The organism is Streptomyces sp. NPDC006174 (genome assembly GCF_040614075.1).
Taxonomy (GTDB): Bacteria; Actinomycetota; Actinomycetes; order Streptomycetales; family Streptomycetaceae; genus Streptomyces.
Map to the genome: position 1 here is coordinate 313,905 of NZ_JBEXTJ010000001.1, position 13,368 is coordinate 327,272.

General features: G+C 71.4%; 15 protein-coding genes. 12 read left to right on the top strand and 3 right to left on the bottom strand.

Annotation, left to right across the window (positions count from 1 at the left end):
• Nucleotides 1–30: 30 nt before the first annotated feature.
• From ABZ267_RS01450 to ABZ267_RS01485, 8 genes are all read left to right on the top strand, one after another.
• Nucleotides 31–1,407, top strand: coding sequence for a histidine kinase (locus tag ABZ267_RS01450; protein ID WP_356747040.1), 1,377 nt, complete (start codon nt 31–33; stop codon nt 1,405–1,407).
• A gap of 60 nt (nt 1,408–1,467) precedes the next feature.
• The gene (locus ABZ267_RS01455) at nt 1,468–2,370 is read left to right on the top strand and encodes a response regulator transcription factor (protein ID WP_356747038.1); all 903 of its coding nucleotides are present in this window, start codon (nt 1,468–1,470) and stop codon (nt 2,368–2,370) included.
• A 216-nt stretch (nt 2,371–2,586) separates the two neighbouring features.
• Nucleotides 2,587–2,817, top strand: coding sequence for a hypothetical protein (locus ABZ267_RS01460; protein ID WP_356747036.1), 231 nt, complete (start codon nt 2,587–2,589; stop codon nt 2,815–2,817).
• On the top strand, nt 2,814–3,422 hold the full coding sequence (locus ABZ267_RS01465; RefSeq protein ID WP_356747034.1) for a pilus assembly protein TadG-related protein: 609 nt from the start codon (nt 2,814–2,816) through the stop codon (nt 3,420–3,422). The genes ABZ267_RS01460 and ABZ267_RS01465 overlap by 4 nt, the downstream gene beginning before the upstream one ends.
• Before the next feature lie 34 nt (nt 3,423–3,456).
• Nucleotides 3,457–4,071, top strand: coding sequence for a hypothetical protein (locus tag ABZ267_RS01470; RefSeq protein ID WP_356747032.1), 615 nt, complete (start codon nt 3,457–3,459; stop codon nt 4,069–4,071).
• An 8-nt stretch (nt 4,072–4,079) separates the two neighbouring features.
• On the top strand, nt 4,080–4,727 hold the full coding sequence (locus ABZ267_RS01475) for an OmpA family protein (RefSeq protein WP_356747030.1): 648 nt from the start codon (nt 4,080–4,082) through the stop codon (nt 4,725–4,727).
• A 234-nt stretch (nt 4,728–4,961) separates the two neighbouring features.
• Nucleotides 4,962–5,258 (top strand): hypothetical protein, encoded by a 297-nt coding sequence (locus ABZ267_RS01480; protein ID WP_356747028.1) that lies wholly within the window; start codon nt 4,962–4,964, stop codon nt 5,256–5,258.
• Between the two features lie 127 nt (nt 5,259–5,385).
• Nucleotides 5,386–6,585, top strand: coding sequence for a hypothetical protein (locus ABZ267_RS01485; protein WP_356747026.1), 1,200 nt, complete (start codon nt 5,386–5,388; stop codon nt 6,583–6,585).
• Nucleotides 6,586–6,589: 4 nt separating this feature from the next.
• Here the strand turns inward: ABZ267_RS01485 and ABZ267_RS01490 are convergent, their stop codons facing one another.
• Entirely contained in the window at nt 6,590–6,988 is a 399-nt protein-coding gene (locus ABZ267_RS01490) for a DUF192 domain-containing protein (protein WP_356747024.1), read from the bottom strand.
• Nucleotides 6,989–7,092: 104 nt separating this feature from the next.
• Here ABZ267_RS01490 and ABZ267_RS01495 point away from each other — a divergent pair, with 104 nt between their 5' ends.
• The 3 genes from ABZ267_RS01495 to ABZ267_RS01505 all read left to right on the top strand — a co-directional run bounded on the left by ABZ267_RS01495 (nt 7,093) and on the right by ABZ267_RS01505 (nt 9,463).
• Nucleotides 7,093–7,959 carry an A24 family peptidase gene (locus ABZ267_RS01495; protein ID WP_356747022.1) on the top strand — a complete coding sequence of 289 codons (867 nt, stop codon included), beginning with the start codon at nt 7,093–7,095 and terminating at the stop codon, nt 7,957–7,959.
• Between the two features lie 96 nt (nt 7,960–8,055).
• Nucleotides 8,056–8,892, top strand: coding sequence for a class I SAM-dependent methyltransferase (locus ABZ267_RS01500; protein WP_356747021.1), 837 nt, complete (start codon nt 8,056–8,058; stop codon nt 8,890–8,892).
• 127 nt (nt 8,893–9,019) lie between these two features.
• The gene (locus tag ABZ267_RS01505) at nt 9,020–9,463 is read left to right on the top strand and encodes a hypothetical protein (protein ID WP_356747019.1); all 444 of its coding nucleotides are present in this window, start codon (nt 9,020–9,022) and stop codon (nt 9,461–9,463) included.
• A 57-nt stretch (nt 9,464–9,520) separates the two neighbouring features.
• On the opposite strand, the gene ABZ267_RS01510 is transcribed toward ABZ267_RS01505, so the two are convergent.
• A complete protein-coding gene (locus tag ABZ267_RS01510; RefSeq protein WP_356747017.1) occupies nt 9,521–10,699 on the bottom strand; it encodes a winged helix DNA-binding domain-containing protein in 1,179 nt (392 codons plus the stop codon).
• A gap of 347 nt (nt 10,700–11,046) precedes the next feature.
• A complete protein-coding gene (gene mgrA, locus ABZ267_RS01515) occupies nt 11,047–12,096 on the bottom strand; it encodes an L-glyceraldehyde 3-phosphate reductase (protein ID WP_356747015.1) in 1,050 nt (349 codons plus the stop codon).
• Nucleotides 12,097–12,314: 218 nt separating this feature from the next.
• Between mgrA and ABZ267_RS01520 the strand changes: the two genes are divergently transcribed.
• Nucleotides 12,315–13,076 carry an isoprenyl transferase gene (locus ABZ267_RS01520; RefSeq protein WP_356747257.1) on the top strand — a complete coding sequence of 254 codons (762 nt, stop codon included), beginning with the start codon at nt 12,315–12,317 and terminating at the stop codon, nt 13,074–13,076.
• The last annotated feature ends 292 nt before the right edge of the window (nt 13,077–13,368 follow it).

Genomic DNA, 13,368 nt, shown 5'->3' on the forward strand with positions numbered 1-13,368 from the left:
TACGGGGAACGAGGCGGAGGTGACAGGAACATGGCCTATCAACTGAGCGGATCCCATCCCGGCCTGACCGCCGACCTGACCCGGGCCCACGCCGGTACTCCGGCGGCCCCGGCCTTCGCCATCCAGGTCAACGCGCTCCAGGCGATGTGCCGCCAGGTCTTCGGCTTCCGGCTGGCGATGATCGCGATCGCGACCCCGTACGCCATCGGCCACACCGCACCCGGCCTTCCCACCTGGTTCATCGGCTCGGCCATCCTGGTCACCTTCATGGGCTCGTACGTCCTCTTCCGTGACTGGGAACGCTTCGGCCCCGTCCTCCTGCGCCACCCGTGGCTCCTCGCCGTCGACATGGCCTTCGGCTCGCTCCTGCTGATCACCGCGACACCCGAGTCGACCCTCGCGTACGTCACCGTCTGCACCCCGCTCCTGGCGGGCCTGGTCCAGGGCTGGCGCGGCGCGGCGGTCTTCGCGGCGCTCCAGGTGGTGATCGTCTTCGGCGTGTACGCGAGCGTCCCGAAGCTGGAGGCGGGCGGCGCGACGGCGTTGCTGCTGCCCGGCTTCTGCGTGATCGCCGGAGCGGTCGGCGTCACTCTGCGCAACCTGCTCCTCCGCTTCGGCGCGGCCACGCAGGCGCTCACCGAGACCAGGGCGCGGCTGGCGGTGAACGAGGCGGTGGAAGGCGAACGCACGCGCCTGGCGCGGGAGATGCACGACTCGGTGGCCAAGACCCTGCACGGCCTGGCGCTGGCCGCCGACGGCCTGGCGTGCTCGGCCGACCGGACGGACCCGCCGACGGTACGCCACCAGGCGGAGCTCGTCGCCCGGGCCGCGCGCCGAGCCGCCGCTGAGGCGCGCGAGCTGCTCACGGACCTGCGGCGCGAACAGGGCCTGGAGGGCGGCGTGGACCTGGTGACGGAACTGGCGGCCCAGGCAGCGGACTTCACCGCCCGCCACCCGGTGACGGCCACGTTCCGCCGGCTGTCCGAGGAGACCCCGGTGCCACCGGTCCCGCACGCGGTGGCCCGCCAGCTCCTCACGGTCGCCTCGGAGGCACTGGAGAACGCGCACCGCCACGCGGGCCCCACGTACCTGGTCGTCCTGGCCGGGGTGAAGGGCGATGTGCTGCGGATGAGCGTGTACGACGACGGCCGCGGCCTGCCCGCCGGAACCACACTGGAGGGCCTGCACCTGGCGGGCCACTTCGGCCTGGTCGGCATGGTGGAGCGGGCGGCGTCGATCGGGGCCCGGATCCGGATCGGCCGGGGCAAGGCGGAGCGGGGGACGGAGGTACGGGTGGAGCTCCCGCTGGCGGCGCTGGTGCCTTCGCTGCCGCCGCCGTTCGCGCCGTCGGCCCCGGTACCTGCCGGACCCACCTCTGTCCCCGCCGCCCACATGTCATCCCCATGACCCGTCTGACCCCTCTGACCACCGACCCCTGATTCCCCGACCCCGAGAGGAGGCCGCACGATGCCGGACGACGTCTCCGAACCAGGCCCCCCGCACCCCGCGACCGTTCCCCCAGCCCTGCCGCCCGCTCCCGCCACGGCCCGGCTCCGGGTGGTGGTGGCCGACGACAACCCGGTGGTCCGCGCGGGCCTGGGCGTCCTGCTCTCGGGCCGGGCCGACATCCAGGTCGTCGCGGAGGCGGCGGACGGCCGCGAGGCGTACGAGAAGACGCTCCACCACCGCCCGGACGTGGTCCTGCTGGACGTCCGCATGCCCGGCGTGGACGGCATCTCGGCGCTGCCGCACCTGGTGGGCATCGCGCCGGTCCTCATGCTGACGTACAGCCGCGAGAGCGAGATCGTGCACGAGGCGCTGCGCCTCGGCGCCGGAGGCTATCTGGTGCACGGCGAGTTCACGGCGGACCAGCTGGTGCAGGCGGTACGGGACACGAGGAACGGCCGCGCCAACTTCACCGCCACGGCCGCCGACGCGCTGCTGGCCCACATGCGCCACGGCACGGCCCCGGAGCGGGCCCCGCTGCCGGACGGCCTGGGCGCGGCACTCACAACGGCGCCCGCGCAGACGCCTGTTCCCGCTTTCGTCCACGAGCCCTCACGACAGCGCGAACATTCCGAAAGTCTTTCGCAACTGCAACCTGTTGTGGGACAGTCTTCTGTAACCGGGGGGCCGGTCTCATCCCCCAACAGGCAGCAGTACGGGCTGAGTTCGAGGGAGGTGGAGGTCATGGAGCTGATTGCGTCCGGAATGAGTAATCAGCAGATCGCCGCCACCTGCTTCATCAGCGAGAAGACCGTCAAGAACCACATCAACCGCATCTTCACCAAGCTCCACAGCACCAGCCGCAGCGAGGCCATAGCCCGCTGGCTCGGCACGGCGCCCCGGGACCCAGGACGGCACCCATGACCGCCCGGAAGGTGAACCGGACGTTACTCACGGGGGCCCAGGAGACCTTTTGGGCCCGGGAATGGGCCCACGGACCCTCTGACCGCGCGGGAGTTCCCCTCTATATTTCTCCCGTCACCGACGGCACCGGCCAGGAGGAAGCCGGTACCGAAGGCACCACCGCGGAAACGCCCGAGTCGGCCGGCAGACGGCCGGCCGAACCAGGAGGGGAACACCATGTCGGACATCACCCTGAAGACCGCCGTCCGCGTCAACGGCTGGGCCAACACGGCCGTCACCGCCGTCCGGAAGCGGTACGCGGCGAAGGACCGGGGGCAGACGGCGTTCGAGTACCTGGGGATCATTCTGGTGGTCGTGGCGATCATCGGCGCGATCGTGGCGACGGGTATCGGCGGGGCGATCTCGGCGCGCATCAGCGGACTGGTGAACTCGATCACGGCGAAGTGATTCGTATCCTGCACAAGGAGCAAGGGCAGGCCTTTCCCATCTACGTGATGATGGTGGCGGGCCTGCTCTTCCTTGCGTTGGCCTTCTTCGCTGTCGGCAAGGCCTCGGCATTGCGCAACGAGTCCCAAGGCGCGGCTGACGCCGCCGCGCTGGCCGCTGCTCAGCAGGCACGTAGCGACTTCGGGACCGGATTCCTCGCTTCGCTTCCTGCCAACATGCTGGACGCCTTCCTCGACGGGTCTTTCGTGGCACCCTGCCAGGAGGCCCAGCGACTGGCTGACGCCAACGGCACCGATCAGCAGCTCTGCTACTCGACCCCCGGATACCTACGCGACCGGGTCACGGTCGAGGTCCAAGGACGCAAGACGGTGGACTCTTCGGTTCTCCCCGGTTCGGAGAACAGGAAGGCCGTGGCCAAGGCCACCGCGGTCATCGAGTTCCGCTGCCCCAACCCCAAGGCGGTGGACCTCACCGGTGACGGAGTCCTGGACCTCTTCACCTTCACGTGCCGGAACGGCGAAAACGTCGAGATCACGCCGGCCAGCCCTCCACCGTGGGAGAGCGTGAGCAGGACTCTCTTTGATGTCCGGTTGGTCGACCAGTGACAGTGAAGCGAACGATGAGTAGAGGATTCTGACCATGACCATGCGGTGGACCACGACAGCCAGAAGGACGACGGTCGCAGCGGCGATGGCCGCGGTCCTCAGCCTGCCCCTTGTCGGCTGCGGTGGTGACGACGGCGGCGACGCGCCGAGTACAGGTTCTGCGGGTACGTCCGCTCCGGCTAGCTCTTCTCCCGAGGACAAGGGTGAGCGGCAGAACGACACCGCTGCCGGCGATAACGTCGACCCGGATGTCAAGCTCGCGGAGGCACGCGGTCAGAATGGCCTGACGCTGCTCATCAACCAGGTCAAGCGGGATTCCGGTGGGTTCGTGACCGTTCAAGGTGTGATCAAGAATGGCGGTGAAACCACCGAGAACACGTCCAATTGGGTGGGGCAGGAGTCCGCGCTCGTAGCGAAGAACCCCAACTCGGTCGCCGGGGCAACCCTGGTGGACAAGGCAGGCAAGAAAAACTACTACGTACTGCGGGACACCGATGGCAGGTGTCTGTGTACGACAGCGATCGTCCCGCTGTCACCGGGCGATTCCGCTTCGGTCTTCATGCAGTTCCCGTCGCCTCCCCAGGAAACGACGGAAGTCGACTTCACCCTGCCGACTTTCGCTACTACCTCACTCAAGATCTCCGGGTGACTGCGGACATGGATACCACCCGACGTGTTGGGACCAAGCGCAGCGCCGGCCGCCTGATGGCCGTTGCCGTGCTCGTGGTGAGCAGCGTGGTCCTGAGCACATCCGTCTCCTACGGCGACGACGGACCCAGCGTGCCACCTGGCACGGAGGCGACATCCGAGGCCCCCGTTCCCATCGATGCGAACGACCCTGATCTGAAGATGCCCGAGGGCGGGACGCTAGCACCTGGCAAGGTCCTCGACATCGTCCAGGTAGTGGAAGACCTCGGCGGCGAAGAACGCCGCGAGGACAGCAACGCCGACATCAAGTTCGCGCTCCAGGCCGAAGTCCTCTTCGGCAAGGACAGCGCGAAGCTGAGCTCGGCGGCCAACGCCCGTATCGCCGCCATCGCCGACGAGATCAGGAAGCAGAACGCCACCAAGGTCCGCGTCTTCGGCTTCACCGACAACCTCGGCTCCTCCGCCCACGGCGACGTGCTCTCCAAGAAGCGCGCCGACGCCGTGCACGGAGTCCTCTCCAAGGCGCTCGGCCCCACGATCACGTACGAGATCCGTGGCTACGGCGAGCAGTATCCGATCGCCAGCAACAGCGACGAAGAGGGCCGGAAGAAGAACCGCCGCGTGGAGGTCTCCTTCCCGCGCGGCGAGGGTTCCTGAGCCCTGCCGGGAAACACGCACGGCCAGGGGGCCGGCACCGTGACGCGATCGCGGTGCCGGCCCTCCGCCATCACGCCAACTGCCGCCGCACCAGCTCCTTGAGATGGCCCCCCGCCCGCGCCAACAACTCACCAGGCCGACCCTGTTCCACGATCCGCCCCTCCGCCATCACCACCACTCGGGCTGATCGAGTGGTGCGGCCCGGCGCGCTCCACGGAGGAGTTCGCCGTCGCCATGGGCTTCGACGGTACGAAGGACCTCCACCACCGCTTGCTGCGGATCCGGGCCGCCCTGATCGCCCGGGAGGCGCTGGAGCCGATGGACTGGGCGCGGGCGCTCCTCGCCACCGAGCTGGCCTTCGCCAGTGACGTGGTCGGTTCCGGTTACGAGTGGTCCACCACGACCGGCTGGTCCGACGAGACGACCGTGCGCGTCTTACGCTCCACCCAGCTGAAGCTGATCCGCACCGTGGCCCCGCTGGTCGGCCGCGCTCTCGGCACCCGCCCTCCTCTCCGCCCGGCGCCCGGCTGACGCCACCAAGCCGCCGAGCCGCCCATGTGCCGACGTACCGACGCACAGACGCACAGACGCACAGAGGCCCCCGCGCACCACCACACCGAGGCCCGGAGCACCCGCCCCGGAGGACATAATCGGCAATATGTCCGATCACCAGCTCCGCACCCGGATGCCCGGCACCCCCGCCCCGCACCGCCGCGACCCCGCCTCCCGGGCGGCCGCCGCGCTCCGGGCCGCCGCGCCCGCGCTCGCGGTCTACGCCGCCGTCCGGGCCCTGGGGCTCCTGGTCCTCCGGGTGGCCGCCGAGGTATCCGGCAAGGACCCCTTGGCGCGGCTCACCGGGCGCTGGGACTCCGTCTGGTACCAGCGCATCGCGGAGAACGGCTACGGCTACACCGTCACCCTCCCCGGCGGCGCCCTCCACTCCGACCTGGCCTTCTTCCCGCTCCTCCCGGCCCTGGAGCGCGGCCTCGCCGAGGTGACCCCGCTCACTCTCGGCGGCGCCGGCCTCCTGGTCGCCTGGACGGCCGGGCTGCTCGCCGCGTGGGGCATCTTCGCCGTGGGGGCGGAGCTGTACGGACGGCGTACGGGAGTGGTGCTGGCCGCGCTCTGGGGCGTGTATCCGACGGCGTTCGTCCAGTCGATGGCGTACACGGAGACGCTCTTCACCGCACTCGCCGCCTGGGCGCTGTACGCGGTCCTCAAGGGCCGCTGGCTCGTGGCGGGCGCGCTCTGCGTCCTGGCCGGACTCACCCGCCCCTCGGCCGCCGCCCTCATCGCGGCCCTGGCGATCACCGCCGCCATCACGCTCGTACGGGAGATCCGCGCCGGGAACGGCATCGGCCCGGTGCTCCGCCGCAACGCCCGGATGATCGCCGGAGTGGCGCTCGCACCGCTGGGCTGGCTGGCGTACGTGGTGTTCGTCGCCGTGCGCGAAGGCAGCCCGGTCGCGTACTTCGACGTGCAGGCGCAGTGGGGCAACAGCATCGACGGCGGCCGCGCGCTCGCCGCCTTCATCGCCGGGCTGCCGCTGCCCGCCGCGCTCGGACTCTGCGCGGCGCTCGGGCTGCTCGGCCGGCTGGTGGTGCTCTGCGTACGGCAGCGGCAGCCGCTGCCGCTCCTCGTCTACGGAATCGCGATCGTCGTCATCTCGCTCATCGGCGCCGGGTACTTCGGCTCGCGGCCCCGCCTGATGATGCCCGCCTTCCCGCTGCTCCTCCCGCCCGCCGCCGCCCTCGTACGGCTGCGGGGTACGGGACGTACGGCCGCCGTCATCGCCGTACTCGCCTGCGCGTCGGCGGCCTACGGCGCCTGGACCCTGCTCGGCGCGGGCCCGCCGTAAAGCCCTAAAGGGTGCCGGGCCGTCCCCATGACGTCCCCACCGCCCGCAGCTCCACCCGCACACCCGGCCGCACTCCCCACCGCTCCATCGCGCCCGCCTCCGCCTCCACCACATGGCGGGACCGCAGGCGCGGCAGGCCGAGGCGGCCGGGCTTCATCGTGCGGACGGCCAGCACCGTGAAGTTCCGGTCCAGGTACGCCACATCGATCGCGAACCGCATCCGGAACGTGTGCACGCTCCCGGCCGGAGTGAGCAGCAACGCCCCGTCGATCCCGTCCCGCCCGAGCAGCCCCCGGGTACGGGCCCGGTACGAGGCCGCTATCCGCAGCGGCACCTCCCGGGCCCCGCCGTCCCCGCCGACCGTCAACGTCCCGTCGCCGTCCCGCCACGTCCTCGTCCTCATGGGCACCGACCGTAGCCTCCGGCGTACGCCGCTGGGTCCGGAACGGCCGCGCCTGGGCCCCAGGGCCCAAGCTCCCGGTCAGCGCGGCCGATTAGGGTCGTGGTGTGGACCTCGCGCTGCTCGCCGTCGCCGCTGTCTGGGGTGGAGTCACCGGACTGCTGATCCCGCGCGCCGCGTACCGGTTCGCCGTCGACCCCGAGGAGCCCTGGCACACCGCGTGCCCGGCCGGACACGCGTTCACCGGCCGGCTCGGAGGGTGGCTGGGCCCGGCGCGCTGCACGTCCTGCGTGCCCCGGACGCAGGCATCCGTGCGGTACGGAGACGAAGGCGACGCCTCCGTACCGCCGGACGGACACGAAAACGCCGCCTCCGTATCGCCGTACGGACCCGAACGCGAGGCCCCCGCCGCCCGTCCACCGCACCCCGCCTCCTACGCCCCCGGCACCCTCGCGCCCCTCATCACCGTCCTCACCTGCCTCGCGCTCGCCGCCGCCACGGGGCCCCGGCCCGAGCTCGCCGCGTGGCTGCTCCTCGCTCCGCCCGCCGTCCTCCTCGCCACCGTCGACCGCCGCGTCCACCGGCTGCCCGACCCGCTCACCCTGCCTCTGGCCGCCGCGGCCGTCCTCCTGCTCGGCGCGGCCGCCCTCCTCCCCGGACACGCCGGATCCTGGACCTCCGGGCTCCTCGGCGGGCTCGTGCTCGGCGGCTTCTACCTCCTGCTCTTCCTCATCAACCCGGACGGCATGGGCTTCGGCGATGTGAAGCTGGCCCTGGCCCTGGGCGTGGCCCTCGGCTGGTACGGCTGGGAGGTGCTGTTCCTCGGCGGGTTCGCCGGGTTCCTGTTCGGCGCGGCGTACGGGCTCGGGCTCGTCCTGCTCCGTCGCGCGGGCCGGAAGACCGGCATCCCGTTCGGGCCGTTCATGATCGCCGGGGCGCTGGTCGGTGTGCTGCTCGGCGCCCTCGCGGCCTGAGCCCCGGGCCCGGCAGGTGAACGACCCGTACGCCCCGGAATCCGTACGCCCGGAATCCATTCGCGCCACTCACCCCCGGCCTGACACGATCCCTGTATGTCCGAACAGTCCCCTCCGCCTCCTCCGTCCCGTCCGGCCCCTCACTCCGCCCCGTCCTTCGCCTCCGCCGCCTCCCGCGACCGGTTCGAGGCCCTCGTCGCCGAGGCGGACTCCGTCTCCGTGGACGGGTGGGACTTCTCCTGGCTGGAGGGCCGGGCCACCGAGCAGCGGCCCTCCTGGGGATACGCGCGCGCGATGGCGGACCGGCTCGGTGAGGCGCGGGCCGCGCTCGACATCCAGACCGGCGGCGGCGAGGTGCTCGCCGCCGCGCCGAAGCTCCCGCCGGTCACCGTGGCCACCGAGTCCTGGCCGCCGAACATCGCCCGCGCCACCGCGCTCCTGCACCCTCTCGGTGCCGTCGTCGTCGCGGACGCGGACGAGCCGCCGCTGCCCTTCGGCGACGCGGCCTTCGACCTGGTGGTCAGCCGGCATCCGGTGACCACCTGGTGGGAGGAGGTCGCCCGCGTGCTCGCACCCGGCGGCACGTACTTCTCGCAGCAGGTCGGACCGGCCAGCGTCTTCGAGCTCGTCGAGTTCTTCCTCGGCCCGCAGCCGCCCGAGGTACGCAACGGCCGCGACCCCGAGGACGCGCGCGCCGCCGCCGAGGCGGCCGGTCTGGAGGTCGTCGATCTGCGGCCGGAGCGGTTGCGCACCGAGTTCCTCGACATCGGCGCGGTCGTCTACTTCCTCCGCAAGGTGATCTGGATGGTGCCCGGCTTCACCGTCGGGCGGTACCGGCCCCAACTGGCCGCGCTCCACCGGAAGATCGAGGAGGAGGGGCCCTTCCTCGCCCACACCACGCGCTTCCTGATTGAGGCCCGCAAGCCCCTGTGACGTATCAAGAAGTGTCAACCTGCTTACTCCGGACGCCAGTTCAGCCTCGCCCGGCAGGCAACGCGATCGTGCGAGCCGTCGTCCTACTCGGTGGGAGCAGGCCCGGCGAGGGAGATGAGGAGCGGTCATGACGGTGGAGCGGGAAGAGTACGGAGCTCCGGCCGGACGCACCCGGAGCGGCAACGCCGACTGGCTCACCGGGTCCCGGATCACCGCCGTGCACGGGGTCTTCTACCGGCCGGAAGGGCGCGCGGGCGAGCCGGAGGCCGTGGAGTTCGTGATCGACCGGGACCAGTCCGTCCTGCTGACCTGCACCTCCGACTGGACGTTACGCATCACGCCGGGCACCTGGCCGCTGCTGCCGGACTGGTGCGTACCGGCCGGCCAGTGGCAGCACGCCCCGCTGACGCAGCTGCCGCCGGTGCCGTACGAGGGTGCGTGGACGGTCGTCGGGACGCTGGAGCGCAGAGACGGCAACGGAGAGGTCCACGAGGCGGTCATCCGCTGCGAGCAGGGCGACTTCGTGGTCGCGGCGGGAGACACCTTGGCGGTCCGCTTCCACCCGCACTGAAAAGTCCGCGGAAGGCGCCCGCAGCGGGCCCACCCGCACCGAAGGGCACCCCGTCTCCTACGCGTGCGGCCCCACCGACACCGCTCCCACCGTCAGCTCCGCCCTCCCCTCCATGACCGTCCCCACCCGCTCCACCTCGTCCTCCAGCGCCCGCAGCCGCGCCGCCGGCAGCGGCTCCAGCGGCTCCACCGTCACCGCGATCCGCCGGCCCGAGCGGCGCTGGTGCCAGACGCCCGCCACCGTGCCGTCCACCAGCAGCACCGGGTAGTTCCCGGCCTGCCCGCCGCCGAGCGCACGCTCGTACGCCCGGCCGGGAAAGAGCCGCTCGCGGGGCTGCGAGGCGATGGCGAACGCGTCGAAGTACGGGAGCAGGCGCACTCCTCGTACCGGCTCGGCCGGGAAGTCCGTGTCGCCCGCCACCACCCAGGCGGGCCCGGCCTCCTCGAAGGCCACCTCCTCGATCGCGCCGGAGTCCGCCAGCGAGGCGAACAGCCCGTCCGCCCACCGCTTCGGCGCGGCGAGCCAGCGGGCGAAGTGGGCCGGAGCGGCCGGACCGTACGCGTACAGGTACCGCTCCACCAGCGCCGCCCGCGCCTCCGCGCCCGGCAACGGGGTGTACCCGGGGTTCGTGTAGGTCGCCCGGCGGCCCCGGTTCGGCGCGTAGGCGAGCGCGCCCCGGTGGCCCGCCAGGTGCAGGACCTGCCGCCAGCGCGGCCACATCGCCTGGAACCCGGGCATCACCAGGTCCCCGGCCCACGGCCCGGTCCGGGCCACGACCTCCTCGGAGAGTTCGTCGACCGTCAGCTCCGTCCCGGTCAGCGCCTCGCCGATCGCCGCCACGACCTCCTCCACCTGGCCCGCCGTCATCCGGGTGTCCTTGGGGAACGGGTTCGGACCCGTCGGTACGGCGGAGAGCGCGCCGGTCCACAGCGGCAGGTCCGCCACCGGCAGCAGATGGACCGTGCCGCGCGGCCCGAACGTCTTCACCAGGATCCGCCGGGCCGGGTCGTCGGCCCACAGCGCCGTACGCACGTCCGTGCGCGTCAGCCCCTCGCCGCGCAGCCCCACCGACAGCTCGGCCGCCGACAGCACCTGAGCGTGCGCACCGAGCATCGCGCCGACCGCGTCGGCGGCGGAGACGCCGGGCGCCGGGCCCGACAGGTGCTGGCGGGCCATCCTGCGGGCATTCGCCTCGGGCCAGGTCACGGTCACGGTCGCACGGGCTCGGCTCGTCATAGGACGAACCTAGAAGCTCACCAGGACAACTCCTGTCCGCAATCGCGCGGAGAGTCGCCACACACCTCCTGGCGTCAAGCCCGCGCCACTCCGCCGCCCCTCGATACCGGGGACGAATCCGGGCCCGCGCGCGGCGTCCGGAACGCCTCCGCCCGGCTCTTTACGGAGTCCGGTGAATCCGGAGAGTAGTTGTGGAGCGGCGCGGCGCGCGTCAGGACTTACGAAGGGTTATGGTGGAAACCCCCCCTCGGGCCGGTCCGTATCCCCCCCACGGACCGGCCCGTTTTTTCTGGGCAGGTCCCGGCGCCGCTCCACCGGCGACCTGCCTGAGCTCTCCTGATCCGCTGTCAGCCGCGCCCCGCCCAGATGTTCGTGCCCTCGGTGTCCACCGCGAAGGTGTCGATCTCCTTCAGCTCCGCGGCCGTCAGCGCCGGTCCGGCCAGCGCCGCCACGTTCTCCTCCAGCTGCTTCACGCTCGACGCGCCGATCAGCGCCGACGTCATACGGCTGTCGCGCAGCACCCACGCGATGGCCAGCTGGGCGAGCGACTGGCCGCGGCCCTGCGCGATGTCGTTCAGGCCGCGCAGCCGGCGCAGGACCTCGTCCGAGAGCAGGCCCGGGTCCAGCGACTTGCCCTGGGTCGCGCGCGAGCCCTCAGGGATGCCCTTCAGGTACTTGTCGGTGAGCAGGCCCTGCGCGAGCGGCACGAAGGAGATGCAGCCCATACCGGCCGTCTCCAGGGTGTCGAGGAGGCCGTCGTCCTCGATCCAGCGGTTGATCATGGAGTAGGACGGCTGGTGGATCAGGGCCGGGACGCCCATCTCCTTCAGCAGCCCGGCCGCCTCGGCCGTCTGCTCCGCGTTGTACGAGGAGACACCGACGTACAGCGCCTTGCCCTGCTGGACGGCGGACGCCAGCGCGCCCATCGTCTCCTCCAGCGGGGTGTGCGGGTCGAAGCGGTGCGAGTAGAAGATGTCGACGTACTCCACGCCCATCCGCTTCAGCGAGGCGTCCAGCGAGGACAGCAGATACTTCCGCGAGCCCCACTCGCCGTACGGGCCGGGATGCATCAGATAGCCGGCCTTGGTGGAAAGGACCAGCTCGTCCCGGTACGGCGCGAAGTCCTGGGCGAAGAGCTTGCCGAAGTTCAGCTCGGCCGAGCCGGGCGGCGGGCCGTAGTTGTTCGCCAGGTCGAAGTGCGTCACCCCGAGATCGAAGGCGCGGCGCAGGATCGCCCGCTGGGACTCCAGCGTCCGGTCGTCGCCGAAGTTGTGCCACAGGCCCAGCGAGAGGGCGGGCAGCTTGAGGCCGCTGCGTCCGGTGCGGCGGTACTCCATCGTGTCGTAGCGCGTGTCGGCAGCGCGGTGATAGAGGTCGGGGGAGAGGTAATCAGTCACTTTCTCTCCTTATCACGGAGTTGTGACAGACCGGGTTGGGCCCCCGTGACCCGGTCGCAGTAATGTGGCGGCTTCGGGGAATGCCGACGTGCGGCGCGGCTCATGCCCGCGCGGGTCCGTGCGGACCGCGCGGCGCTCCCCGGCGGGGGCGGACCCCGGACCCCCGGCGACGGGGAGGGCGGGCCCCGGGCCCGTACGGAACCGAGAGGGTGAACTCAGTGAACTTCCGCGACCTGGTGTACAGGCTCTACGCGCGCCGGGTGGAAGGCCGCCTGGACCATGACCAGGTGCCGAAGCACATCGGGGTCATCCTCGACGGCAACCGCCGGTGGGCGAAGGCGTCCGGCGGCTCGGCCGTGCAGGGCCACCAGGCCGGCGCGGACAAGATCTCCGAGCTGCTCGGCTGGTGCAGCGAGACCGATGTCGAGGTCGTCACCCTCTGGATGCTCTCCACGGACAACTTCGACCGGCCCGAGCACGAGCTGAAACCGCTCCTCGGCATCATCGAGAACACCGTGCGCAACCTCGCCGCCGACGGCCGGTGGCGCGTCCACCACGTCGGCACGCTCGACCTGCTGCCCGCCGAGACGCAGACGGTGCTCAAGGAGGCCGAGCAGGCGACGTCCCATGTCGACGGGATAATCGTCAATGTCGCCGTCGGCTACGGCGGCCGCCAGGAGATCGCGGACGCCGTGCGCTCGCTGCTCCTGGAGCACGCGGAGCGCGGTACGACCTTCGAGGAGCTGGCGGAGATCGTCTCCACCGACCTGATCTCCGAGCACCTCTACACCCGCGGCCAGCCCGACCCCGACCTGGTGATCCGCACCAGTGGCGAGCAGCGTCTGTCGGGCTTCATGCTCTGGCAGAGCGCCCATTCGGAGTACTACTTCTGCGAGGTCTTCTGGCCGGCCTTCCGCAAGGTCGACTTCCTGCGCGCGCTGCGCGACTACGCGGCCCGCCACCGCCGCTACGGGGCCTGAACAGGCCCCTTCACCCGTGCCGCCCGATGACTCCTCTATACAGGGGAGTCATCGCGCGTCCACCGGGACTTCTCCACACCGTGTCATATGCAGCGGCATGGCTTCGGACTGAAAAGGGAATACCCCTGGCAGGTCGACATCCGGTCATCAACCAGGCGGATGTCGCAACCAAGTGAGCGGCACCCAGTCCGCTCGCCCGGGAGGCCCTTTGCGCACGAAGGCCCGTAGCCGTGGACGCAGACAGCCTGCGGCCGACGTGGTGGCCGTGGTCCGGCCCGCGCACAGGGGCCCG